Source organism: Phycicoccus sp. Root563 (assembly GCF_001427915.1).
Classification (GTDB): domain Bacteria; phylum Actinomycetota; class Actinomycetes; order Actinomycetales; family Dermatophilaceae; genus Pedococcus.
This window is the reverse complement of the sequence record NZ_LMGM01000001.1, coordinates 2,519,813-2,543,477: the sequence shown is the minus strand read 5'-3', so window position 1 is coordinate 2,543,477 and position 23,665 is coordinate 2,519,813. Positions and strand designations below refer to the sequence as shown.

At 71.7% G+C, this 23,665-nt stretch carries 23 protein-coding genes; 18 read left to right on the top strand and 5 right to left on the bottom strand.

Annotated elements, in window-relative coordinates:
• Positions 1-56: 56 nt before the first annotated feature.
• The 12 genes from ASD62_RS12030 to ASD62_RS11975 all read left to right on the top strand — a co-directional run bounded on the left by ASD62_RS12030 (position 57) and on the right by ASD62_RS11975 (position 12,881).
• A complete protein-coding gene (locus tag ASD62_RS12030; protein ID WP_056916163.1) occupies positions 57-1,124 on the top strand; it encodes an alkene reductase in 1,068 nt (355 codons plus the stop codon).
• A 141-nt stretch (positions 1,125-1,265) separates the two neighbouring features.
• Positions 1,266-1,994: a VOC family protein gene (locus tag ASD62_RS12025; protein WP_056916162.1), complete on the top strand. Its 729-nt coding sequence runs from the start codon at positions 1,266-1,268 to the stop codon at positions 1,992-1,994.
• Positions 1,995-2,047: 53 nt separating this feature from the next.
• Positions 2,048-3,439 (top strand): sigma 54-interacting transcriptional regulator, encoded by a 1,392-nt coding sequence (locus ASD62_RS12020; RefSeq protein ID WP_056916161.1) that lies wholly within the window; start codon positions 2,048-2,050, stop codon positions 3,437-3,439.
• A 2-nt stretch (positions 3,440-3,441) separates the two neighbouring features.
• Positions 3,442-5,421, top strand: coding sequence for a VWA domain-containing protein (locus tag ASD62_RS12015; protein WP_056916160.1), 1,980 nt, complete (start codon positions 3,442-3,444; stop codon positions 5,419-5,421).
• A 96-nt stretch (positions 5,422-5,517) separates the two neighbouring features.
• The gene (locus tag ASD62_RS12010) at positions 5,518-6,432 is read left to right on the top strand and encodes an oxidoreductase (protein WP_056916159.1); all 915 of its coding nucleotides are present in this window, start codon (positions 5,518-5,520) and stop codon (positions 6,430-6,432) included.
• A 266-nt stretch (positions 6,433-6,698) separates the two neighbouring features.
• Positions 6,699-7,709 carry an L-histidine N(alpha)-methyltransferase gene (gene egtD / locus ASD62_RS12005; protein WP_056916158.1) on the top strand — a complete coding sequence of 337 codons (1,011 nt, stop codon included), beginning with the start codon at positions 6,699-6,701 and terminating at the stop codon, positions 7,707-7,709.
• Entirely contained in the window at positions 7,706-8,353 is a 648-nt protein-coding gene (locus ASD62_RS12000; protein WP_200956882.1) for a DedA family protein, read from the top strand. Before egtD ends, ASD62_RS12000 begins: the two co-directional genes overlap by 4 nt.
• A 46-nt stretch (positions 8,354-8,399) precedes the next feature.
• Positions 8,400-9,491, top strand: coding sequence for a DNA glycosylase AlkZ-like family protein (locus ASD62_RS11995; RefSeq protein ID WP_235529205.1), 1,092 nt, complete (start codon positions 8,400-8,402; stop codon positions 9,489-9,491).
• Positions 9,488-10,414 carry a DUF429 domain-containing protein gene (locus tag ASD62_RS11990; protein ID WP_056916157.1) on the top strand — a complete coding sequence of 309 codons (927 nt, stop codon included), beginning with the start codon at positions 9,488-9,490 and terminating at the stop codon, positions 10,412-10,414. Before ASD62_RS11995 ends, ASD62_RS11990 begins: the two co-directional genes overlap by 4 nt.
• Positions 10,415-10,498: 84 nt before the next feature.
• A complete protein-coding gene (locus ASD62_RS11985; RefSeq protein ID WP_056916156.1) occupies positions 10,499-11,281 on the top strand; it encodes an ABC transporter ATP-binding protein in 783 nt (260 codons plus the stop codon).
• On the top strand, positions 11,278-12,036 hold the full coding sequence (locus ASD62_RS11980; protein WP_056916155.1) for an ABC transporter permease: 759 nt from the start codon (positions 11,278-11,280) through the stop codon (positions 12,034-12,036). The genes ASD62_RS11985 and ASD62_RS11980 overlap by 4 nt, the downstream gene beginning before the upstream one ends.
• An 80-nt stretch (positions 12,037-12,116) precedes the next feature.
• Positions 12,117-12,881 carry a MerR family transcriptional regulator gene (locus tag ASD62_RS11975; protein WP_056916154.1) on the top strand — a complete coding sequence of 255 codons (765 nt, stop codon included), beginning with the start codon at positions 12,117-12,119 and terminating at the stop codon, positions 12,879-12,881.
• A 76-nt stretch (positions 12,882-12,957) separates the two neighbouring features.
• Here the strand turns inward: ASD62_RS11975 and ASD62_RS11970 are convergent, their stop codons facing one another.
• The gene (locus ASD62_RS11970; protein ID WP_056916153.1) at positions 12,958-13,377 is read right to left on the bottom strand and encodes a DUF805 domain-containing protein; all 420 of its coding nucleotides are present in this window, start codon (positions 13,375-13,377) and stop codon (positions 12,958-12,960) included.
• Between the two features lie 405 nt (positions 13,378-13,782).
• Here ASD62_RS11970 and ASD62_RS11965 point away from each other — a divergent pair, with 405 nt between their 5' ends.
• From ASD62_RS11965 to ASD62_RS11955, 3 genes are all read left to right on the top strand, one after another.
• Positions 13,783-15,288: a von Willebrand factor type A domain-containing protein gene (locus ASD62_RS11965; protein WP_056916152.1), complete on the top strand. Its 1,506-nt coding sequence runs from the start codon at positions 13,783-13,785 to the stop codon at positions 15,286-15,288.
• Between the two features lie 158 nt (positions 15,289-15,446).
• Positions 15,447-15,878: a hypothetical protein gene (locus tag ASD62_RS11960; RefSeq protein ID WP_056916151.1), complete on the top strand. Its 432-nt coding sequence runs from the start codon at positions 15,447-15,449 to the stop codon at positions 15,876-15,878.
• Positions 15,875-16,315, top strand: coding sequence for a hypothetical protein (locus tag ASD62_RS11955; protein ID WP_056916150.1), 441 nt, complete (start codon positions 15,875-15,877; stop codon positions 16,313-16,315). The genes ASD62_RS11960 and ASD62_RS11955 overlap by 4 nt, the downstream gene beginning before the upstream one ends.
• Before the next feature lie 150 nt (positions 16,316-16,465).
• Here the strand turns inward: ASD62_RS11955 and ASD62_RS11950 are convergent, their stop codons facing one another.
• Together ASD62_RS11950 and dnaB are read right to left on the bottom strand one after the other, a co-directional pair.
• On the bottom strand, positions 16,466-17,074 hold the full coding sequence (locus ASD62_RS11950; RefSeq protein ID WP_056916149.1) for a YceI family protein: 609 nt from the start codon (positions 17,072-17,074) through the stop codon (positions 16,466-16,468).
• Positions 17,075-17,168: 94 nt separating this feature from the next.
• Positions 17,169-18,533, bottom strand: a complete 1,365-nt coding sequence (gene dnaB, locus ASD62_RS11945; RefSeq protein ID WP_056917350.1) for a replicative DNA helicase — start codon at positions 18,531-18,533, stop codon at positions 17,169-17,171.
• Positions 18,534-18,963: 430 nt separating this feature from the next.
• Between dnaB and ASD62_RS11940 the strand changes: the two genes are divergently transcribed.
• The 3 genes from ASD62_RS11940 (at position 18,964) to ASD62_RS11930 (ending at position 21,635) form a co-directional block, all read left to right on the top strand.
• Positions 18,964-19,236 (top strand): DUF2277 domain-containing protein, encoded by a 273-nt coding sequence (locus ASD62_RS11940; protein ID WP_056916148.1) that lies wholly within the window; start codon positions 18,964-18,966, stop codon positions 19,234-19,236.
• A gap of 192 nt (positions 19,237-19,428) precedes the next feature.
• On the top strand, positions 19,429-20,946 hold the full coding sequence (locus tag ASD62_RS11935; protein ID WP_082580759.1) for a DHA2 family efflux MFS transporter permease subunit: 1,518 nt from the start codon (positions 19,429-19,431) through the stop codon (positions 20,944-20,946).
• The gene (locus ASD62_RS11930; protein ID WP_056916147.1) at positions 20,943-21,635 is read left to right on the top strand and encodes a DNA alkylation repair protein; all 693 of its coding nucleotides are present in this window, start codon (positions 20,943-20,945) and stop codon (positions 21,633-21,635) included. Before ASD62_RS11935 ends, ASD62_RS11930 begins: the two co-directional genes overlap by 4 nt.
• On the opposite strand, the gene ASD62_RS11925 is transcribed toward ASD62_RS11930, so the two are convergent.
• A complete protein-coding gene (locus ASD62_RS11925; protein ID WP_056916146.1) occupies positions 21,604-22,833 on the bottom strand; it encodes an MFS transporter in 1,230 nt (409 codons plus the stop codon). The genes ASD62_RS11930 and ASD62_RS11925 overlap by 32 nt on opposite strands.
• Entirely contained in the window at positions 22,826-23,626 is an 801-nt protein-coding gene (locus ASD62_RS11920) for a PIG-L family deacetylase (RefSeq protein ID WP_056916145.1), read from the bottom strand. Before ASD62_RS11920 ends, ASD62_RS11925 begins: the two co-directional genes overlap by 8 nt.
• Positions 23,627-23,665 lie beyond the last annotated feature (39 nt).

The window sequence follows — 23,665 nt, the reverse complement described above, 5'->3', positions numbered from 1 at the left end:
GTCACCACGGTTGCCGTCTTTGTTGAACTTTTGACGATCGACTTCGAGGAGATTGCATGTCCAAGGCATTCGAGAACGCCCAGGTCGGCCCGTGGACGCTGCCGCAGCGCTTCGTGATGGCTCCGCTCACCCGCAACCGTGCCGGTGAGGGTGGCGTTCCCACCGACCTCAACGTCGAGTACTACCGCCAGCGCGCCAGCGCCGGCCTCATCATCACCGAGGGCACCCAGCCCTCCGCCGTCGGCCAGGGCTACCTCGACACCCCCGGCATCCACAGCGACGAGCAGGTCGCCGGCTGGGCCAAGGTGACCGAGGCCGTGCACGCCGAGGGCGGTCGCATCTTCATCCAGCTCATGCACGTCGGACGCATCGCCCACCCCGACAACAAGGGTGGCCTCGAGTCCGTGGCCCCGAGCGCGATCGCGGCGCCCGGGAAGATGGTCACCGCCACCGGCCAGGTCGACCAGCCGACGCCTCGGGCCCTGGAGACCGACGAGATCCCCGGGATCGTCGCCGACTTCGTGCACGCGGCCCGCCAGGCCGTGGCCGCCGGCGCCGACGGTGTCGAGGTCCACTCGGCCAACGGCTACCTGCTCCACCAGTTCCTCGCGCCGAGCAGCAACACCCGCACCGACGGGTACGGCGGCTCCCCCGAGAACCGTGCGCGCCTGTCGATCGAGGTCACCCGCGCCGTCGCCGAGGCGATCGGCGCCGAGCGCGTCGGGATCCGGATCTCCCCGGCGCACAACATCCAGGGTGTCCTCGAGGAGGACGCGGCCGACACCACGGCGACGTACGACGCGCTCGTCTCGGGCATCGCCGACCTGGGTCTGGCCTACCTGAGCATCCTGGCCGCCCCCGACTCCGACCTGCTGCGTGACCTGCGCAAGCGGTTCGACGGCCCGGTCATGATCAACACCGGTTTCGGTGACGTGACGACGCTGGACTCCGTCGAGGGCCTGCTGGAGCGCGACCTCGGTGACCTCGTCGCCGTGGGCCGCCCGTTCCTGGCCAACCCCGACCTGCCCAAGCGCTGGCGCGAGGGCATCGAGCTCAACGAGCCGAACCCCGACACCTTCTACGGCGGCGGCGCCGAGGGCTACACCGACTACCCGGCCGCCTGACCTCCGGCGCCACCGACCCGGCGCCGGACCAGGGCCTGCTCCGCCGTCCAGCGAGCTGTGCCCACCGGAGTGCGCCCTGCCCATGACGTTCCATGGGCAGGGCGCACTTTCATGGGCGCAGTGGATCCCTAGGGTGGGCGGATGGCGCTCGCACGGTTCAAGGACCTCTGCCTCGACGTGCAGGACGAGGCCCGGCAGGTCGCGTTCTGGACGGCGGCCCTCGGCCTGCGGCGCCGGGCCGACCGGACGGACCCGACGGTCCTGCTCGGCGAGACGGCGCACCACAGCCTGTGGCTCAACACCGTGCCCGAGCCGAAGACCGTCAAGAACCGCGTGCACCTCGACGTCGACACCGAGTCCGTGGCCGCGCTCGAGGCCCTGGGTGCGACCGTCCTGGTCCCGGCCACCCGGGAGCAGGGCTGGACGATCATGGCCGACCCGGAGGGTGGTGAGTTCTGCGCGTTCGTCCGGACCCCGGAGCGACTGAGCGGCTACCGCCTGTACGAGGTCGTGGTGGACTGCGCGGATCCCGGCCGGATGGCGCGCTGGTGGGGTGAGGTCCTCGGGCTCCCCGTCGGCAGCGACCAGGAGCACGACTGGTGGTGGCTCGACGCGGGGCCGGACGCCGCCCTGCCGTTCGAGAGCCTGGTGTTCGTGCCGGTGCCCGAGCCGCGGACGGGCAAGAACCGCGTGCACTGGGACGTCGACACCCCCAGCATCGAGGCCCTCGTCGCCGCCGGGGCGCGGGTCCTCGAGGAGCGTCCCGACTGGACGGTCCTGGCCGACCCCGAGGGAAACGTGTTCTGCGCGTTCGTCGAGCCGCCGCCGAACGCGTCGGGCGGCCGCGGGCCACGGGTCACCAGTCCCTGAGCAGGACGCCCCCACGGGTGTCGGTCGCGCAGGGCCGGACGTAGCGTGGAGCAATGACCCAGACCGAACGCCCCGGCACCCTCGGCGAGCTCGTCGCCACCGGCTACACCCACCGCAGCGTGAAGGCGGAGCTCCGCGAGAACCTGCTGGAGCGACTGCGTTCCGGGGAGACTGCGTTCCCGGGCATCGTCGGCTTCGACGACACCGTCCTGCCCGAGCTGGAGAGCGCCCTGCTGGCCGGCCACGACCTCGTCCTGCTCGGCGAGCGCGGCCAGGGCAAGACCCGGCTGATGCGCACCCTCGGCCAGCTGCTCGACGAGTGGGCCCCCGAGGTCGCGGGCTGCGAGATCCACGACGACCCGACCGTTCCGGTGTGCACCCGCTGCCTCAACCTCAAGGCCGACCTCGGGGACGACCTCCCGGTGGTGTGGCGGCACCGGGACGAGCGCTACACCGAGAAGCTGGCCACGCCCGACACCAGCGTCGGGGACCTCGTCGGCGACGTCGACCCGGTCAAGGTCGCCCAGGGCCGCACCCTCGGTGACCCCGAGACGGTCCACTACGGCCTCGTCCCCCGTGCCAACCGCGGCATCTTCGGCCTCAACGAGCTGCCCGACCTCGCCGAACGCATCCAGGTGGCCATGTTCAACGTCCTCGAGGAGCGGGACATCCAGATCCGCGGGTACTCCCTGCGCCTGCCCCTCGACCTGCTGCTCGTGGCCACCGCCAACCCCGAGGACTACACGAACCGCGGACGCATCATCACCCCGCTCAAGGACCGCTTCGGGGCCGAGATCCGCACGCACTACCAGGAGGAGGTCGCCGACGAGGTCCGCCTGATCCAGCAGGAGGCCGAGACCGTCGCCGACGTGCCCGAGCACCTCGTCGAGGTGCTGGCGCGGTTCACCCGCGGGTTGCGTGAGTCCTCGGCGGTCGACCAGCGGTCGGGCGTCTCGGCGCGCTTCTCGATCGCGGCGGCCGAGAGCGTGAGCGCCTCGGCCCTGCGGCGCGCGGCTCGCTCCGGCGAGTCCGAGGCCGTGGCCCGGATCTGCGACGTGCCCACCGTGGTGCCGACGCTGCTCGGCAAGGTGGAGTTCGAGATGGGCGAGGAGGGACGCGAGCGCGACGTGCTCGACCACCTCCTGCGGCTCGCGACAGCCGAGACGTTCCGGGCACGGCTGCAGGGCCTGGACCTGTCGGGGTTCACCGAGCGGTTCGCCGAGGGCGAGGTCGTCGAGACCGGCGAGCTCGTCCCCGCGGCCGACCTGCTCGCCCAGATCGGGACCACCCCGGGCCTGTCCAAGGTGCTCGACCGGCTCGGCCACGGCGACGACGCCGGCCCGGGCCAGGTCGCTGCCGCTGTCGAGTTCGTCCTCGAGGGACTGCACCTCACCCGGCGCCTCGACAAGGACACCGTGGCCGGCCGCACGGTCTACGGGGCCTGATCGTGCCCGGCAGCGGTCACCACGGCGACCGGTTCCGCTACGGCCCGTGGCAGGGTGGGGCCGATCCGCTGGCCCCGCCGTTCGACGTGCGGGAGGCCCTCGACGAGATCGGCCGCGACGTCCTCGCGGGGGGCTCCGCCCGAGAGGCCCTGCGCGACCTGCTGCGGCGCGGGATGGACGGGCGACGCGGGCTCGACGAGCTCGCCGACCGCATACGGCGGGCTCGGGACGCGGCCCGGCGCAAGGGTGACCTGTCAGGCACGCTCGACCAGGTCCGGGCGGCCCTCGACCAGGCCCTCGCTGCCGAGCGCGACACCCTCGCCGGGCAGGACACCGACGACGCGCGCCTCGCCGAGATGGACCTCGCCACGCTGCCCGACGACGCGGCCGGTCAGGTGCGGGCGCTCGCCTCGCACGAGTGGCACTCCCCCGAGGCGAAGGCGATCTACGACTCGATCGCCCAGATGCTGCAGCGCGAGGTGATGGACGCGCAGTTCGCCGGGATGGCGCGGGCGCTGTCCGACCCGGACCCGGAGGCGATGGCGGCGGTCCGGGACATGCTCGCCGACCTCAACCGGCTGCTCGCCTCGCACGCCCGGGGCGAGGACACGACCGACGCGTTCCGGCAGTTCATGGACAAGCACGGCGAGCTGTTCCCTGAGGACCCGCAGGACGTCGACGAGCTGATCGACGCCCTCGCCCGGCGACAGGCCGCTGCGGCCCGGATGATGGCCTCGCTCACCCCGGAGCAGCGCGAGCAGCTCGGCCAGCTCATGAGCGACGCCCTCGCCGACGCCGACCTGGCCTCGGAGATGGCACAGCTGGGCGACAACCTGCGCGCCCTGCGACCCGGGCTCGACCGCGGCAGCCCCGTCGGGATGCGCCCCGGTGGTGAGCCCCTGGGCTACAGCGCGGCCGTCGAGGCGGTCGCCGAGCTCGCCGACCTCGAGTCACTCATGGAGCAGATCGGCCAGGGCTACGGCGGGTCGAGCCTGGACGACATCGACGTCGAACGCCTCGAGCAGCACCTCGGCGCCGATGCCGCCCGCGACCTCGAGGCGTTGCGGCAGCTGGAGCGCGAGCTCGAGCGCCAGGGGTACGTCAGCCAGGGCGACGACGGTCTGCGGCTCACCCCGCGCGCCGTGCGTCGGCTCGGGGAGACGGCGTTGAAGAAGGTGTTCGAGGGGCTGTCCGCCGACGGCCACGGCGACCACGACGACCGCCGCACCGGCCACGCCGACGAACCCACCGGCCTGACGAGGGCCTGGGAGTTCGGCGACGAGCAGCCGCTCGACGTCCCGCGCACGGTCGCGAACGCCTTGCGCCGCACCGGTATCCAGCCGGGCCAGGTGAGCCTCGACGTGGCCGACTTCGAGGTGGTCGAGACCGAGCGCCGCACCACGGCGGCGGTCGCCCTCTGCGTGGACATGTCGTTCTCGATGGTCAACGAAGGCCGTTGGGGGCCGATGAAGCAAACGGCGCTGGCGTTGTCGCACCTGGTGCAGACGCGGTTCCGGCAGGACGCGCTGCAGATCATCGGGTTCAACATCGCCGCCAGGCGCCTCACCCCCGTTCAGCTCGCCGATGCCGAGCCGGAGTGGGTGCAGGGCACCAACCTCCAGCACGCACTCATGCTCGCCTCCCGTCACCTGCGCCGGCACCCGCAGGCGCAACCGGTGGTGCTCGTCGTCACCGACGGCGAGCCGACGGCGCACCTCGGGGACGGCGGCATACCGGAGTTCCAGTGGCCGACGACGAACGCGACCCTGCGCGCCACGGTCGCCCAGGTCGACGAGCTGCGGCGGGCCGGGGCCGCGCTCAACGTGTTCATGCTCGGCGAGGACCCGGGGCTGGCGCGGTTCGTCGACGCCATCGCGCGGCGAGCCGGCGGGCGGGTGTTCACCCCCAGCGTCGACCGGCTCGGCGAGTACGTCGTCAGCGACTACCTCCAGGCCCGCAAGGGGCGTCGCGCTGCCGGCTGACTGGCCCGGGAACAACCACACCTCGCCGTGCGCTGGCACGGTGAGCAGCACCCCGCCCCACCCGCCCCCCCGCCCGACCCACACGAGAGGCCACGCATGAGCCGCTGGACCGCTGACCAGATGCCCGACCTCACCGGACGGCGCGCCCTCGTCACCGGCGCCAACTCCGGGATCGGGCTGGTCGAGGCGCGCGAGCTGGCCCGCCACGGCGCCGACGTCGTCATGGCAGTCCGCAACACGTCCTCCGGCGAGGAGGGCGCCCGACGGATCCGCGCCACCGGGGCGAGGGGGCGCGTCACCGTCGAGTCGCTCGACCTGGCCTCCCAGGCGTCGGTCCACGCGTTCGCCGACCGGTTCGACGGGCCGCTCGACCTGCTCGTCAACAACGCCGGAGTCATGGCCCCGCCGCGGCGACGGGAGACCGAGGACGGCTTCGAGCTGCAGTTCGGCACCAACCACCTGGGCCACTTCGCCCTGACCGGCCTGCTCCTGCCGCACCTCCTCGAGTCCTCGGCCCCGCGGGTCACGACGGTCTCGTCGATCGCGCACCACGCCGGCGACGGCATGGTCTGCGAGGGCAACCCCAGCGAGGGCTACGACCCGCAGTCGTCGTACGGCCGCTCCAAGCTCGCCAACCTGCTCTTCGCGACCGAGCTGCAGCGGCGCGCCACGGCGGCCGGGTCGACGCTCACCTCCACGGCTGCGCACCCCGGCGTCTCCGCCACCAACCTCGTGGCCAGCAAGGACGGCATGGGCGCCATACCGGTGGTCGGCACGATCGCCCAGTGGGGCGTGAAGCTCGCGTTCCCCGGTCCGGACAAGGGCGCCGAAGGGATCCTCTACGCGGCGACCGTGGCCGGGCCAGGGTCCTACTCGGGCCCGACCGGGTTCCGCGAGACCCGCGGCCCGGTGGGTGAGGCCCGGCGCAGCCAGTGGGCGCGCGACGAGACGCTGTCCGGCCTGCTGTGGGGGCGCAGCGAGGAGCTCACGGGCGTGCGGTTCACCTTCTGAGCGGCTCGGCGGCTCGGCAGCTCGGCCCGGCGGCTCGGACCGGGCACGTCCCCGCGCCCACACCCACGCTCCACTCTCGATGAGCGCGAAGTGTCGGAATGCTCCGTCTGTTCCGACAGTTCGCGCTCACTCAGGTATGGCGCCCGCATCGGAACCCGTCGCGGTGGGCGGGCGTTGGCTGTCGAGAGGCCGATGTCGCCGCCCGTGGGTAGCGTCGGGACGGCCCAGCCGACCCCACCACCGGGGCTGACGACGAGAGCGAGCCGATGGCCCAGCGACACCGCGACCACCTGCCCGAGGACTTCAGCGAGCGCAGCCTGAGCGAGGACGTCCGCTCCGGGTTGACCAGCAGCCCCAAGACGCTGCCGCCGAAATGGTTCTACGACAAGGTCGGCAGCGAGCTCTACGAGGAGATCACCCGGCTGCCGGAGTACTACCCCTTCGCCGTGGAGCGGGAGATCCTCATGGCCCGCGCCCCGGAGATCGTGTCCGCTGCGGGGAGCCACCACCTCATCGAGCTGGGCTCCGGCTCCTCGGAGAAGACGCGGGCCCTCATCGAGGCCGTGCTGGCCTCCACCCCGGACGGCGAGCAGGCGGCATACCGGGCGATCGACGTCAGCGAGAGCGCCCTGCGCGCCGCTGCCGAGGACCTGGCCCTGCGGTACCCCGCGCTCGAGCTCGAGTCGGTGAGGGCCGACTTCGAGCACGGCCTGGCCGAGGCCCTGGCCGTCGACGAGGGCGACCGCACCGGTGGCCGCTTGGTGATCTTCCTGGGTGGCACCATCGGCAACCAGAACCCGCAGCAGCGGCAACGGTTCCTCGCCACCCTGCACGGGGCGCTGGAGCCGGGCGACGCGTTCCTGCTCGGTGCCGACCTGGTGAAGTCGCCCGACGTGCTCGTGCCGGCGTACGACGACGCCGCCGGGGTGACGGCGGCGTTCAACCTCAACGTCCTCGAGGTGGTCAACGGTCGCCTCGGCGCCGACTTCGACCCCCGGGACTTCCGCCACGTCGCCGTGTGGGATGCCGAGAACGCCTGGATCGAGATGCGTCTCGAGGCAGTGCGCGACGTGCACGTCCGGATCGCCGACCTCGACCTCGAGGTGGACTTCGCGGCAGGCGAGCAGCTGCGCACCGAGATCTCGGCCAAGTTCACCCGCGAGCGCCTGGCTGCGGAGTTCGAGGCGGCCGGGTTCGACGCCGCCGGGTGGTGGACGGACGACGCCGGCCGGTTCAGCGTGTCGCTCTGGACGGTCGCGGCGCGGGCGCTGACGTGACCGACCGCATCGTCGAGCTCATCAACCAGATCGGTGAGCTGGGGGTCGGCCTGCTGATCCTGCTCGAGACCGTCATCCCCCCGATCCCGTCCGAGGTCGTGCTGCCGTTCGCCGGGTTCGCCGCCGCGGCGGGTCATCTCAACCCCTACCTCGCGTGGGCTGCCGCCACCGTCGGGTCGCTGCTCGGCGCCTACGTCCTCTACTGGCTCGGCGTAGCCCTGAGCTACGAACGCCTGCACCACCTCGCGGGCAGGCCGTGGTTCCTCCTCTTCGGCCAGCGCGACCTCGACCGCGGTCAACGGTTCTTCGAGGCACGCGGCGAGGTCGTCGTGCTCGTGGGCCGCTGCATCCCCTTCGTCCGCTCGGTGGTCTCGGTGCCGGCCGGGCTCACGCGGATGTCGTTCCTGCGGTTCAGCCTGCTCACCGCCCTCGGCAGCGGGGTCTGGAACGCCGTCTTCATCTACGCGGGCTACCGCCTCGGCGACGACTACGCGGCCGTGGAGCGCTACCTCGCCCCCGTGAGCAAGGCCGTCGTCGCGATCGTCCTCGTCGTCCTCGTCTGGCTCGTGGCCCGCCGCCTGCGCGAGCGCCGTATGGCGCGTGCGCGAGAGACCGTGGGTGCCGGCTCCCGCGAGGCCGGCTGAGACGACGGGCACCGCGCGCTCGGCAGGGGTCGCTACCCTCGCCGGTGTGGGGGACCTCCAGATCGACCGGGCGCAGGCGCGTCGGATCGCCGTGCGCGCCCAGATGCTCGACCTCCCCCGACCCGGTGACCTCGTCGAGGTCGTGCAGCAGCTGAGCCTCCTGCAGATCGACCCCGCGGCACCGATCGCCCCGAGTGCCGAGCTCGTGCTCTGGAGCCGGCTCGGGGCGGCCTACCGCTCGGCGGACCTGCAGCAGGCGCTCGAGACGCGGACGCTGGTGGAGTTCAACGGCATGGTCCGCCCTGTCGAGGACCTGCCCGCGCACCTCGCCGGCGCCGAGGACTGGCCACGGGACTGGGAACAGGCCCGGGGATGGCTGCGGGCCAACGACCCGTTCCGGCAGGACGTGCTCAACCGGCTCGAGGACCACGGGCCCCTGCTGTCCAAGGAGATCCCCGACACGAGCCTGGTGTCGTGGCCGTCGTCGGGGTGGACCAACGACCGCAACGTGACGCAGATGCTGGAGTTCCTCGTCATGCGGGCCGAGGTGGCGGTCAGCGGCCGGAGGGGACGGCAGCGGGTCTTCGACCTCGCTGAGCGCGTCTACCCGGACCAGCCGGCGATGACCGTGGACGAGGCGAGGCGCCATCGAGACGAGCGCCGCCTGACCTCCCTCGGCATCGCGAGGGCCAAGGGGACGAAGATGCCCAGCGAGCCGGTCGACGTCGGTGAGGCGGGTCTCGCCGTGACGGTCGACGGAGTCGACGGACGGTGGCGGGTCGACCCCGTGGCGCTGGAACGCGACGAGACGACGCCGTTCCGTGGACGGGCGGCCCTGCTGTCGCCGTACGACCGACTGGTCTACGACCGGTCGAGGGCGCAGGACCTGTTCGGCTTCGAGTACGTCCTCGAGGTCTACAAGCCGGCCTCGAAGCGGCGTTGGGGCTACTACGCGCTGCCGATCCTGTTCGGGGACAGGCTGATCGGCAAGCTCGACGCCAAGGCCGAACGCAAGGAAGGCATCCTCGAGGTGCACGCGGTCCACCAGGACGTGACGTTCACCGACGAGATGACGACGGCGGTGGAGGCCGAGATCGACGCCCTCGCCGACTGGCTCGGGCTGGCGAGGCTGCGATGACGAACCGGGACGAGGCGCGCCGCCTGGCCGACCAGCTGCTCGAGCAGGCCGGGGCGCTACGGGACGGCGTCGCCATCGGCGACGAATCCCGGGTGGCCGCCGCCCTCGCCGCCACGGGGTCCTCGTTGCAGCGCCTCGCTCGACACCTCGGCGTGGAGCTCGCTCCTCCCGCAGACGATGCTGCCCCGGTCGCACCACCCACGGGGCCGACCCCGTTGCCACCACTGGAGGTCACCGTCCCGGTCCTGGGCGTCGACGCCTGCACGGCCGGGTGGGTCGGCGCGATCCTCGAGCCGGGCGCGCCCCGTCCCCGCATCGCGGTCGCCGGGACGATCGCTGGTCTCGTCGAGACGGTGCGGCAGTCGCTGGGCATCCAGGTCGTCGGCATCGACATCCCCATCGGGTTGCCCGACGACAGCACCCGTCAGGCTGATGCGTTGGCCCGCAAGGTGTTGAAGGGCAAGGCCTCCTCGGTGTTCACCACGCTGACCAGGGCCGCCTACGCGGCCGGGTCGCGATCCGAGGCCGACACGGTGAACCGGTCGCTGTCCGGCCAGGGTGTGGGCGCGCAGGCCTTCGCGCTGCGGCCCAAGATCCTCGAGGTCGACACCTGGCTCCGCAGCCGACCCACCGTCATGGTGCTCGAGGTCCATCCGGAGCTGTCCTACGCGACGATGGCGGGAGCCCCCCTGCTCGACAACAAGAAGACCGACGAGGGACGCCGGGCCCGGCTCGCCGCCCTGTCCGCGGCCGGGCTCGCCTCGCCCTCGGTCCTGTCCGGACCCGGGTATGCCGCCGACGACGTCCTCGACGCCTGCGCCGTCGCGTGGACCGCAGCGCGTAGGGCCGCGAACCTGGCCACCCCGCTCCCGGACCCGCCCGAGGTCTTCAGCGACGGCATACCGGCAGCGATCTGGGCCTGACCCGGCACCCGGACCGGGCGCCGCAAGGCCTCCCCAGAACGGGGGCTTGACCTTGACGCAGCGTCAGGGTTGCACCCTCGTGGCATGACCACGACACACGCCATCGAGATCGTGGGGCTCACCAAGTCCTACGGCGACCACGACGTGCTCAACGGCGTCGACCTCCGGGTCGGTGCCGGGAGCATCCACGCCCTCCTCGGTTCCAACGGGGCTGGCAAGACCACCGCGGTGAAGATCCTCTCCACCCTCCTGCGCCCGGACGGCGGGACCGCCACCGTCAACGGGTACGACGTGGCAGCGCAGCCCCAGGAGGTCCGCGCCTCGATCAGCCTCACCGGGCAGTTCGCGGCCGTCGACGAGGTCCTCACCGGTCGGGAGAACCTCGTCCTCATCGCCGAGCTGCGGCGGCAGCCTGCACCGGGCGCCGTCGCCGACGGCCTGCTCGCGAGGTTCGACCTGACCGACGCGGGCGGGAAGCGGGTGGCCACGTACTCGGGCGGCATGCGGCGACGCCTCGACATCGCGATGAGCCTCATCGGTGACCCGCCGGTGCTGTTCCTCGACGAACCGACCACCGGCCTCGACCCCCAGTCGCGGCTCGAGGTCTGGGCGACCGTCCGCGAGCTCGCAGGGCGGGGCACGACCGTGCTGCTGACCACCCAGTACCTGGACGAGGCCGAGCAGCTCGCGGACCGCATCGCGGTGCTGCACGAGGGCCGCATCATCGCCGACGGCACGCTCGCCGACCTCAAGCAGCTGCTCCCGCCGACCACGGTCGAGTACGTCGAGAAGCAGCCCACCCTCGAAGACATCTTCCTCGCGATCGTCGGCCACGGCGGCGCCCACCACGAAGGAGCCACCCGATGACCACCGTCGGCCACGACACGACCGTGCTGCTCAAGCGGTCCCTGCGCCACGTCCTGCGCAGCCCAGACACCATCATCACGACGGCGATCACCCCGATCGCGATGCTGCTGCTGTTCGTCTACGTCTTCGGCGGTGCGATCGACGTCGGCGACCAGAGCTACGTCGACTACCTCCTGCCGGGCATCCTGCTCGTCACCGTCGCGTCAGGGATCGCGTACACCGCGTTCCGCCTGTTCACCGACGTGTCGGGCGGGATCGTCGAGCGCTTCCAGTCCATGCCGATCGCGCGGTCGGCCGTGCTGTGGAGCCACGTGCTCACCTCCGTGGTGGCGAACCTGACCTCGCTCGTGCTCGTCGTCGCCGTCGCCCTCGTGATGGGATTCCGTTCCGGCGCAGGGGTTCTCGCCTGGCTCGGCGTGCTCGCCATCATGGTCCTGTTCACCCTGGCCCTGACCTGGCTCGCCGTGATCCCCGGCCTCACGGCCAGGTCGGTCGACGGGGTGAGCGGGTTCTCCTACCCGCTGATCTTCCTGCCCTTCATCAGCTCTGCCTTCGTCCCCACCGCCGGGATGCCGGGACCGGTGCGCTGGTTCGCCGAGCACCAGCCGGTCACCTCGATCGTGGACACGATCCGTCGCCTGTTCGCCGAGCAGCCGGTGGGCAGCGACGTGTGGGTCGCGCTGGCCTGGTGCGTCGGGCTGCTCGTCGTCGCGTACCTGCTCGCCATGCGCACCTACCGCGCCAAGGTCGCCTGACCACGCCAAGGTCGCCTGACCACGCGCCATACCGGGAGGGAAGCCCGCGTGAGCACCTGCGAACCTCGCACAATGAACCCATGCTGACCATCAGCCAGATCGCGTCGTACGCCGGGGTGTCCGTGCGCACGGTCCGTCACTACCACGCCAAGGGGCTGCTCCCCGAGCCCGAACGCGACCACTCCGGCTACCGCCGGTACGACGCGGCGGCGGTCGTCGAGCTCGTGCGGATCCGCACGCTCGCCGAGGCCGGGGTACCGCTGTCACGGGTGCACGAGCTGCTCGACGCCGGGGAGTCGGAGTTCGCGGCGGCGGTCGAGGACATCGACCGCCGCCTGCGCGCCGAGATCCGCGAGCGCCAGCACCATCGTGAGCGGATCGCCAAGCTCGCGGCCGGCGACAGCCTGGCGCTCCCGCCGGAGGTCGTCGCGTACCTGGACCGGCTCCGCGGCGTGGGCGTCTCCGAGCTCATGGTGGAGGCCGAGCGGGACGCCTGGATCCTCGTGGCTGCCCAGCTGCCGGACCGAATGCCTTACTACATGGACGTCAAGAGCCAGCAGCTCGAGGACCCGAACGTCACCCAGCTGTACCGCGAGCTCGCCGAGATCGTGCAGTGGCCCGCCGACGACCCTCGGCTGGACACCGTCGGGGACCGCCTCGCCGCCCAGTTCGAGGCGGTGCCGGCGACCAGCTGGGACGAGGAGGCCCTGCCCGCCGACCTGGCCAGCCTGCTGGACGCGGTCTTCCTGTCCTCCGTCCCCGGCGCCCGGCGGATCCTCGACCGGCTCGAGCACCACGGGTGGACCGGCTGGACCAACATCCACCGCATCGAACCGCTGGACTGACACCCACCGCCGAGCGGTGGTCCCTGCGTGAACACGCAGGGCCCACCGCGGAGGACGACCTCCGCCGGCGGTCAGGTCAGACGGCGGGCCGCGGAGCCTCGGGACCCGCGCCGTAGAAGCCGGCCGGGGTGGAACCCTTCGGCGACGGCCCGTGCTCGTTGTCCGGGACGCTGTCCTTGACGAGGAAGACGATCAGGACGACGGCACCGATGAGCGGGATCAGGCCGATGAGGATCCACCAACCGCTGCGGCCGCCGTCGTGCAGGCGACGGACGGTCACGGCCAGCGACGGGAGGAACAGGCCGAGGGCCACGATGAGGGCGATCGGTCCGGTCGACCCGCTCTTGGTGTCGAACAGCCCCGAGTCGAGCAGCCGGGCTACCGCCGAGACGATCACCTCGAACAGGACGTACCACCAGTACTCGCTGCGACGGGCGCGCCCGCTGAACACCACGTACTTGCGAAGCACGGTGCTGACAGAGGTCTTGAAGTCCATGGTTCCCCCACTGGTGACGTGTGCCCGGCCCCCTGGCGGGGCCGGCCCCTGCACGGTCCGGAGCATCCGGCTCCCGTGGCGCTCGACCACGTGACCGCGGTCAGTATGGCGCGTCGAAGGCGTCCGCGGACGGCACTCGCCCAACACCTCGGCACCCGGACAGCCTCGGCGCCCCGCCCGCGGACCGGCCGCCGACCGCCGGCTGACCTCGCCGCGAACGCGTCGACGACGGTCGTGCCACGACCGGATGGTCACGCACCGGTCTCCCGCCGGTCACGTGAGGATCTCAGCGGACACGAACCGTCATCGGTCCGGTCACGTCCCGATAACCACCACTGCCGCGCGGACCCTGCCCTCCTACCTTCGGTCCCACGCACATCCGGGGGACGACGCAGGGGGAACACCATGGGAGCAACGAAGCACCGCAGGCACTACTCGTATGCTGCCGCGGCGGCACTGGTCGCCCTGACCGTGACCGCCTGCGGGGGCGGCGGCGGGAGCGACCGGAGCGGCGTCCAGTCGGTCCAACCCGGCCCGAACGGAGCCCGCGAGTCCCAGACGGGGCAGCCGCTCCCCCTCCCGGACATGGCGCCCAGCCACGACTTCCGGATGACCGACCCGGCGACCGACGCGCTGTCCACGTTCGCGCTCGACATCGACACCGGGTCGTACACCCGCTTCCGCGACGCGGTGAACCAGGGCAGCCGGGTGGTCCCCGGCGAGGTGCGCACCGAGGAGTTCGTGAACTACTTCCAGCAGGGCTACGAAGCGCCTCGCGACGGACTCGGCATCAGCATCGACGCCGCCGCGCTGCCGTTCCGCGACGGCCACCGCCTCGTCCGGGTCGGGATCAGCAGCCCTCGCCCCGAATCACGCCCGGACGTTGACCTCGTCCTCGTCGTGGACTGCTCCGGATCGATGGACGAGGCGGGCAAGATGGAGACGACGAAGGTCGTCCTGAGGACCGCCACCGCGGCACTGGGAGCCACGGATCGCGTTGCCATGGTGTGCTATTCGACCCGGGCTGCCGTTGCCCTCGCTCCGACACCCGCCTCCAACCGGGACGCCATCGACCGGGCCATCGATGGGCTGTACCCCGACGCCAGCACCAACGCGGCGGCCGGGCTCACGCTGGGGTACGACCTGGCCCGCTCGATGCACACCGAGGGCCGGATGTCCCGCGTCGTCCTCGTCAGTGACGGCGTGGCCAACGTCGGCGACACCAGCGCCAGCGGGATCCTCGAGCGCATCAGCACGCAGGCACGCGCCGGCACCAGCCTCATCTCGGTCGGGGTCGGCATCCAGGACTACAACGACCAGCTGCTCGAGCAGCTCGCCGATCGCGGTGACGGCTGGCACGTCTACGTGGACACGGCCGCCGAGGCGCAACGGGTGTTCGCCACCGGCCTGACCGGATCGCTCGTGGTCGCGGCCAAGAACGCGAAGGCCCAGGTCGAGTTCGACCCGCAGGCGGTCAAGGGGTACCGGCTGCTGGGATACGAGAACCGCGCCGTCGCTGACGAGAACTTCCGCAACGACGCGGTCGACGGCGGCGAGGTGTTCGCCGGCCACACCACCACGGCGTTGTACGACGTGGAGCTGCGCGGCGGCGTGCGGAACGCGGCGTTCGTCAAGGCGACGGTCCGGTACCTCGACGCGAGCGAGCGACCTGTCGAGCGCACCGGGTCCCTGCGCGACAGCGAGTGCGCCGACACCGTCGACCAGGCTTCTCTCCGGCTGCGGCAGGACCTCGTCGTCGCGCTGCTGACGGACCGGCTCATGGAGGGCCCGTGGTCGCAGTGGACCTCCGCCTCCGACCTGCGTGAGCTCGCGGCGACGCTGCCCGCCGCGGTGGACGAGGACCGTGACGTCGCCGAGCTGGCGCGCCTGGTCGACAAGGTCACCACCTGAGTCATCACCGGACCGGCCGTCACCGTCGCAGTCGCGGAAGGTGACGGCCGGCCGTGCCGGCTACGTGATCCAGCGGATGCGCGAATGCGGTCGATCCGGTTTGCTGGAACAGCGCGGGTGACAGGGGGATGGACGTTGGGTGCTCGCAGGGGACCAGGGTGACGGGGTCGGTCGACCACGGGTCCGCGCTGGGCGAGTACCGCCTCAAGCCGAACTGGCTGGCGGTCTCGGCGGCCCTCGGAGTGTTCACCGCCGGCATCTCGATCGCCACGGGAATCAGGACCGACAACCGGTTCTCCGTGATCGCGTGGTCGCTGTCCGGCGTGTTCTGGATCGGGCTCTTCTTCGTCGCTCGTCGCAACCAGACCGTGGTGGACACGGACGGTGTGCGCGCCTGGCGCGCCTACCGCTGGGTCGGAGTCTCCTGGGAGCAGCTCGAGCGCATGTCCACGGGGAAGTCCTTGCCCCTGCAGCCGCGCGTGGTGCACATCCACTGGGCCAGGGACCGGTCCCTCGCCACGGACGTTCCCGTAGAGCTTCTGGGCGTTCTCGAGGCGTATGCCGCCGAGCGGAACGAGTCGTCAGCATGAGCTTGGCCGAACGCCGCGACGCCGTCGGGACGCACCAGCTGCCTCGACGCGTGCTGCAGATCGCCCTGACCCTCCTCTGCGTCTCGGCCATCGTTCTCGCGGCCGGAGCGGCCTGGGGTTTTCACCGGGGCGGCCACCCCTGGTGGCTGCTCGCCGAGATGCTGGCCGTGCTGACCTGGATGCTCCTGTTCACCTCGCTCCTGCACTCACGAACCGTCGTCGAGGCGTCGGGGCTCAGGATCCGCTCCGGATGGCGGTGGCGCCAGGTCTCCTGGGGAGAGATCGACTCGTTCGCCAGCACCACCGGCGGGCTGGCGTCCCCCGAGATCGTGACCCTCCGCACCACCAGCGGCAGGAAGGTCATGACGCAGATCCCGTCCCGGTTGCTGCCCGAGCTCGAGAGCTATGCAACGGAACACGGCTTCCACGGGAGCTGAGTCCACCCACCGTCGGCCGCGGAGCCGCGGACGAGCGGCGCCGCACGCGGGTGACCCGTGGCGCCATACCGCGACGGGCCCGGACGCACGCCACAGGAAGCGGTGCGTCCGAGCCCGTCATGGGTTCGAGGTGGGTTCTGGGTGGAGAGGTCAGGCAGCGATCGCGGAGATGTCGAACTCCAGCGCGACCTTCTCCGAGACGAGGACGCCACCGGTCTCGAGGGCGGCGTTGAAGGACAGGCCCCAGTCGGAGCGGTTGATCGTGGTCGAGCCCTCGAAGCCCACGCGCACGTTGCCGTAGGGGTCCTTGGCCGAGCCGGTCTCCTCGAAGACGATGGTGACGGGGCGCGTCACGTCGTTGATCGTGAGGTCGCCGGTGATGGACCACTCGGCGCCGTCACGGGCGACGTCGGTGCTGGTGAACGTGAGGTTCTCGTGCTTCTCGACGTCGAAGAAGTCGGCCGTCTTGAGGTGACCGTCGCGCTGCTCCTGGCCGGTGGTGACGCTGGCGGCCTTGATCGTGACGTCGACCTTGGAGTTGGCCGGGACGGCGGTGTCGATGACCGCAGTGCCCTCGAACTGGTCGAACTGGCCGCGGACCTTGGTGACCATGGCGTGGCGGGCGGAGAAGCCGATCCGGCTGTGGGTGGGGTCCAGGGCGTACGCGCCGGAGATGTCGTCGAGCAGCTGCGAGTCGGGGGTGGAGGCGGCGGGGGCGTCGATGACGGCGGTGGAGGACTTGCGGGAGAACAGGGCCATGGGAGGTTCCTTCGGGGGTGGTGATGTAGGTTGTTGAATGTTCAACCACACCTCACCGCGGTTCATTCCCGCCGACCGCGGGTCCCGCCGAGGACTAGAAGTTCTGGGCCATGTTGGCGAACCGGGCGTAGTGACCCTGGAACGCCAGCACCATGTCCTTGGTCGGACCGTTTCGGTGCTTGGCCACGATCACGTCGACCTCGCCCTCACGGCCCTCGAGCTTGGGCTCGCGGTGCAGCAGGATGACCATGTCGGCGTCCTGCTCGATGGAGCCGGACTCACGCAGGTCCGACATCGCGGGCCGCTTGTCGGCGCGCTGCTCCGAACCACGGTTCAGCTGCGAGATCGCGATCACCGGGACCTCGAGCTCCTTCGCGAGCAGCTTGAGCGCACGGGAGAACTCGGAGACCTCCTGCTGACGCGACTCGACCTTCTTGCCCGAGCTCATCAGCTGGAGGTAGTCGATCACGACTAGCTTGAGGTTGTGCTGCTGCTTGAGCCGGCGGCACTTCGCGCGGATCTCCATGAGCGACATGTTGGGTGAGTCGTCGATGAACAGCGGCGAGTCGGAGATCTGGCCCATGATGCGTGCCAGCTTCTTCCAGCCGGCGTCGCCGATGGTGCCCTTGCGCAGGTCCTGCAGCTGGATCTGCGCCTCGGCCGACAGGCAGCGCATGGTGATCTCGCTGCGGCTCATCTCCAGGGAGAAGATGGCGGTGGCCTGCTTGTGCTTGATGGCAGCCGAGCGCGCGATGTCCAGGCCCATCGTCGACTTTCCGACGGCGGGTCGGGCGGCCAGGACGATCATCTGGCCCGGGTGCAGGCCGTGGGTCAGCTCGTCGAGCTCGATGAACCCGGTGGGCACGCCGATCATCTCGCTGGCGTCGCGCCCGGCGGCGACCTCGATCTCGTTGAGGGTGTCCTCGAGGACGTCACCGAGGGCGACGTAGTCCTCACCGCCACGCTTGTCGGCCACGGCGTAGACCTCGGCCTGCGCGGCGTTGACGATGTCCTCGACGTCGCCGTTGCCCTGCTGGTACCCGAGCTGCACGATCCGCGTGCCCGCTTCGACCAGCCGGCGCAGCACCGCCCGCTCGCTGACGATCTCGGCGTAGTAGCCGGCGTTGGCGGCGGTGGGGACGGCCTGGATCAGGGTGTGCAGGTAGGCCTGCCCGCCGATCCGCTGCAGGTCGCCGCGCTTGGTCAGCTCGTCGGAGACGGTGATGGCGTCGGCCGGCTCACCCCGGCCGTAGAGGTCGAGGATCGCGTCGTAGATCAGCTCGTGGGCGGGACGGTAGAAGTCCGTGCCGCGGAGCCCCTCGACGCAGTCGGCGATGGCGTCCTTGGACAGGAGCATGCCGCCGAGGACCGACTGCTCGGCGTGCAGGTCCTGCGGGGGCACCCGGTCGTCGGACTGCGGTGGCCCGTCGCCGCCTGCGCTGAAGGCGCTGGTGCTCAGCTCCGCAAGAGACACTCTGCCAACTCCCTGAACCACGAACGAGAACGAAGAACACCGGTGTGGTTCGAGTAGACCACGGGCCGCCGACAACACCTGCCGACGCGCTCGACGGACCCTTCCGGACCGCGACCGCCTCACCGTAGGGTGGCGTTCACCGCACACTCAAACCGGCCCTGTGGAGAGGGTGTGGACAACGTGTGCGCAACTCCCGGGGTGCTTGTGCACAGTCGGGGGATAACCCTGTGGATTTCCGCGACGCAGCGTTTCGCACACGCCCCTGACCTGCACGGACGTCGTCCACGGGGTGTGGACCGCAGAAACTTCCGGGCGTGTCCGTCAGATGTCCGGCAGGTGCACAGGGCTTGACTTCCGCGCCACCGGACCCGTCCGGGGGCTGCGCTCCGCGGCATGCCGGACGTAGCCTGCCGCCATGTGCCGAAACATCCGCCAGCTGCACAACTTCGAGCCCCCGGCGACGTCCGACGAGGTCCGCGCCGCGGCCCTCCAGTACGTCCGCAAGGTGAGCGGCAGCACCAAACCCAGCCAGGCCAACCAGGCCGCGTTCGACGAGGCCGTGGAGGAGATCGCGCACGCCACCGCGCACCTGCTCCAGCACCTCACCACGACGGCGCCGCCCAAGGACCGCGAGACCGAGGCCGTCAAGGCGCGGGCCCGGGCCCAGGCGAGGTATGGCGCGGCCTGACCGCCTGAGTGAGGGCCCGTCCACGCCCTGACTGACCCGGTGGCGACACGGGGGTTTGCCCGGCACACCCGGCAGGAATAACCACTGGGGCGCCGAGCAACCGCCGTCCTATCGTGGCGCGATGAGTTCTGGGGAGCACTCCGGTCTACCCCCACGAACCCAGCGACCACGACGGAACACGAAGGACCTCCCATGACTGAAGCCACCGCCCTGAGCGGCCCGGACACCACCGTCGAGCCCGGCGGCCGACCAGCCGTCAACACCACCGCGGTCCTGCGGATCCTCGTGCTCGCGACGTTCATCGTCATCCTCAACGAGACGATCATGGTCAACGCGATCCCCCGCCTGATGCGCGACTTCGCGGTCCCGGCGACGAGCGCGCAGTGGTTGTCCACGGCGTTCATGCTGACCATGGCCGTCGTCATCCCGGTCACCGGCTGGTTCCTCCAGCGGGTCACCACGCGCAGCGCCTACACGCTGGCGATGGGCCTGTTCCTCACCGGGACCGCGCTCGCCGCGGTGGCACCGACGTTCTCGATCCTGTTGGGCGCCAGGGTGATCCAGGCCAGCGGCACCGCCGTGATGATGCCGCTGCTCATGACGACGATGCTGACCCTCGTGGCCCCCCAGGACCGCGGCAAGGTCATGGGCAACGTCACCCTCGTCATGTCGGTCGCGCCGGCCCTCGGCCCGGCCGTGTCGGGCGTCCTGCTGCAGCTCGGGTCGTGGCGGCTCATCTTCGCCGTCGTCCTGCCGGTCGCCGGCCTCATCACCGTCCTCGGGCTGCGCGAGCTCGTCAACATCGCCGAGCCGCAGCCGTCCCGCATCGACGGCCTGAGCGTGGCCCTGTCCGCCGTGGGCTTCGGCGCCCTGGTCTACGGCCTGAGTGGCCTCGGCGAGGGGTCGCACAGCACCGCGGCGATCCCGCCCGCGCTCACCACGGCGATCGGCGTCGTCTCCCTGGCCGCGTTCGCCCGACGCCAGGTGCGCCTGCAGCGGGGCCCCGGGCCGCTGCTCGACCTGCGCACCCTGACCTTCGCCCCGTTCGCCATCGCCCTCGGCCTGATGTGCGTGTCCTTCATGGCCCTCATGGGCGCGATGATCCTGCTGCCGCTCTACCTCCAGGACGTCAAGGGCCTCTCGACGCTGACCACCGGCCTGCTCCTCATGCCCGGCGGGCTGACGATGGGCCTGCTCGGTCCGGTGGTCGGTCGGGCCTACGACCGTTACGGCGCAACGCGCCTCGTCGTCCCCGGCACCGTCGTCATGGCGCTCTGCCTCGTGGCGTTGACGCAGGTCGGTGTCGACACCCCCGCCGTCCTCGTGCTCGCGGACCACGTGGTGCTGAGCGCGGCCCTGGCGATGATCTTCACGCCGGTGTTCACCTCCGGGCTGTCGGTCCTCCCGCCCCACCTGTACGCCCACGGCAGCGCGGTGCTGGGCTCGCTCCAGCAGGTCGCCGCGGCTGCCGGCACCGCGGTGGTCATCAGCGTGATGGCCGGCCGCACCGCCGCCGCGGCTGCCGACGGCGCCTCCGGGACGACGGCCCTGGCCACCGGCGCGCAGTGGGGGTTCGGTGTCGGGGCCGTGCTCGCGGTGGTCGCGGTCGTCATCGCGTTCTTCGTCCGCACCCCCGCCACCGAGGTCCACGGGGGCGGCGACGCCCACTCCCCCGAGCTGTCCGAGGTCGCGCCTACCGTGGAGCGGTGACCACCGCCCCCGTCGTCGCGGCGGTGCGGTCCGAGCTCGCCCGGGCGGGTGACCCCGGCCGCGCCGCCGCGCAGCAGGCCTACATGAAGTCGGCGATGCCCTACCGCGGCATCACCGCGCCGGAGCTCAAGGCCCTGCTGCGTCCCCTGCTCGCCGACCCGGCCCTCCAGCTCCCCGACCGGAGGGAGTGGGAGGCCGCGGTCCGCGAGCTCTGGGACGGCGCCACCCACCGCGAGGAGCGGTATGCCGCGACGGCCCTCACCGGCCACCGCGCCTACCGCCGGTGGCAGGACCCGGACACCCTCGAGCTCTACCGCCACCTCGTCACCACGGGCGCCTGGTGGGACCACGTCGACGAGGTCGCCAGCCAGCGGGTCGGGCCGATCCTGCTGTCCCACCGCGAGGAGGTCACCCCGGTGGTCCTGGACTGGTCGCAGGACGACGACCTGTGGCTGCGCCGCACCGCGGTCATCAGCCAGCTGACGTTCCGGGAGAAGACCGACCTCGGCCTGCTGCGTGCGGTGATCGAGGCCAACCTCGACGACACCAGCTTCTGGCTCCGCAAGGCGATCGGCTGGGCACTGCGCCAGCACGCGCGCACGGACCCGGACTGGGTGCGGGCCGTGGTCGACGAGTACGGCGAGCGCCTTTCTGCTCTCAGCCGGCGTGAGGCCCTGAAGCACCTCTGACCGACACGGCCCGGGCTCCCGGGTCTGCGGCCACCCCCCGCAGGAGCGGGACCGCCACCGCGAGGGCGGCCAGGGACGCGGCGGCCGCGACGAGGAAGGCGGCGCCGATCGATCCGCCGTCCGAGAGCGCTCCGGCGGCGAACGCACCGACCGAGCTGCCTGCCAGGAACGCACTGATCAACCACGCGAACGCCTCGGTCGTCGTACCGGCCGGGGCGAGCCGGTCGACGACCTGGAAGACGCAGGTGAGGGTGAGGGGCAGACCCAGTCCGCTGAGGACGGTGAGCACCGCCATCACCGGCGGCTCCCCGGGCTTCCAGGCCAGGGCGGCATACGTCACGACGAGGGTGAGCAGCCCGAGCGGGAGGTCTCGCAACGGATCCCGGTGCGGGGCCCGGCCGCTGTAGGCGAGGCCGCCGGCGAGGGCGCCGAGGGCGTTCGCCGCGACCAGCCACGACGCCCAGCCGGGCGCCGAGACCGACTCGGCGTAGGCGACGAGCGCGACGGCGGGGACACCGATGGTGAGACCGACGAGGAGCACCGCGACGTAGAGGACGCACAACCGTGGCGACCGCAGCGGCCCCAGCCAGTGCCGCTCCTCGCGGACCGGGACCCACTCGCGGGAGACCCGGGACGCGGTGAACCACACGGTGCCGGCGACACCGACCACGGCCGCGGCGAGCAAACCACCGCCAGCACCGAACCCCTGGGCGAGCAGGACGACGAGCGGGCCCAGGACGAACACGAGCTCCTGGGCGGCGGCATCGACGGCGAAGGCCGCCGGCACCTCACGGGCGGGGAGCACCGAGGGCCACAGGGTGCGCAGCGCCGGTTCGAGCGGCGGGGTCATCAGCCCGGCCACGAGCGCGACCAGGAGGCCGAGCGAGCCTGGAGCGAACGGCACCACCGCCAGCGCCACCGACGAGACGACGCCGCCGAGCACGAGGGTGCCGCGCTGCCCTCGCACGTCCATCACGCGCGACAGCACGGGACCTCCGACGCAGGCGCCGAGCGAGTAGGCGGCGGTGAGCAGCCCGGCCCGGGCGAAGTCGGCGCCGCTCTCGCGGGTGAACAGGACGAGGGCCAGCGGCACCATGCCGGTGGGCAGCCGTCCGGCCAGGGCGGAGAAGAGCAGGCGCGAGACGTGCGGGCGGCCGAGCAGCTGGGTCGGACCCACGCGGTGGCGCGGGTCAGCCACCGAAGGGCCAGCCCGGCTGCATACCGGGCTCACGCCCCGGCTCGATGTAGTGCTCGAACCCGAAGAAGGCCAGGAAGTACTCCTCGGGCATGCCGAGCATGCCCTCGATGTCGGTCGCCTGGCTGGCGTGCGCCTCGAGCGCGGCCCGCCGCTCGGCGAGGAAGTCGGTCACGTCGACGCGCCAGTGGATCTCGGCCTCGGGGGTGCCGAGCGGGTTGCCGTCGTCCATGTCGCTGTCCGGGTCGAAGCTCTTGTCGCCCTGACCGGCGGCGACGGCGGCCTGGTGGAAGGAGCGCATCTGGTCACGGTTCATCGTGGACTCGAGCAGGCGCGGCCTGCTGGCCGCGAGCTCGGCGGCGCGGTGGACGACGGCGTGGACGCGGACGTGGTCGGGGTGGCCGTAGCCGCCGTGCCAGTCGTAGCCGACGAGGATGTCGGCGCCCTCCTCGTCGAGGATGGCGGCCAGCCGTCCGGCAGCCTCGTCGAGGTCGGCGGAGTGGAACGCACCGTCGTGGGTGTTCTGCTCCCAGCCGGTCATGCCGGAGTCGCGGTAGCCCAGCCAGGCGACCCGCTGCACGCCGAGGACCGCAGCCGACGCCTCGGCCTCGCGGCGGCGCCAGTCGGTGAGCGTCTCGCCGTCGGGCAGCCCCGCCTTCGGCAGCTCGCCGTGCTCACCCCCGGTCGCGAAGACCGCGACGACGCGACTGCCCTCCGCGCTCGCGCGGGCCATGGCTCCCGAGGTCTGGGACGCCTCGTCGTCGGGGTGGGCGTGGAGGAACACGATCGTCGGCACGGGACCATCCTGCCCTCCGGGACCGACATCCACGGACGT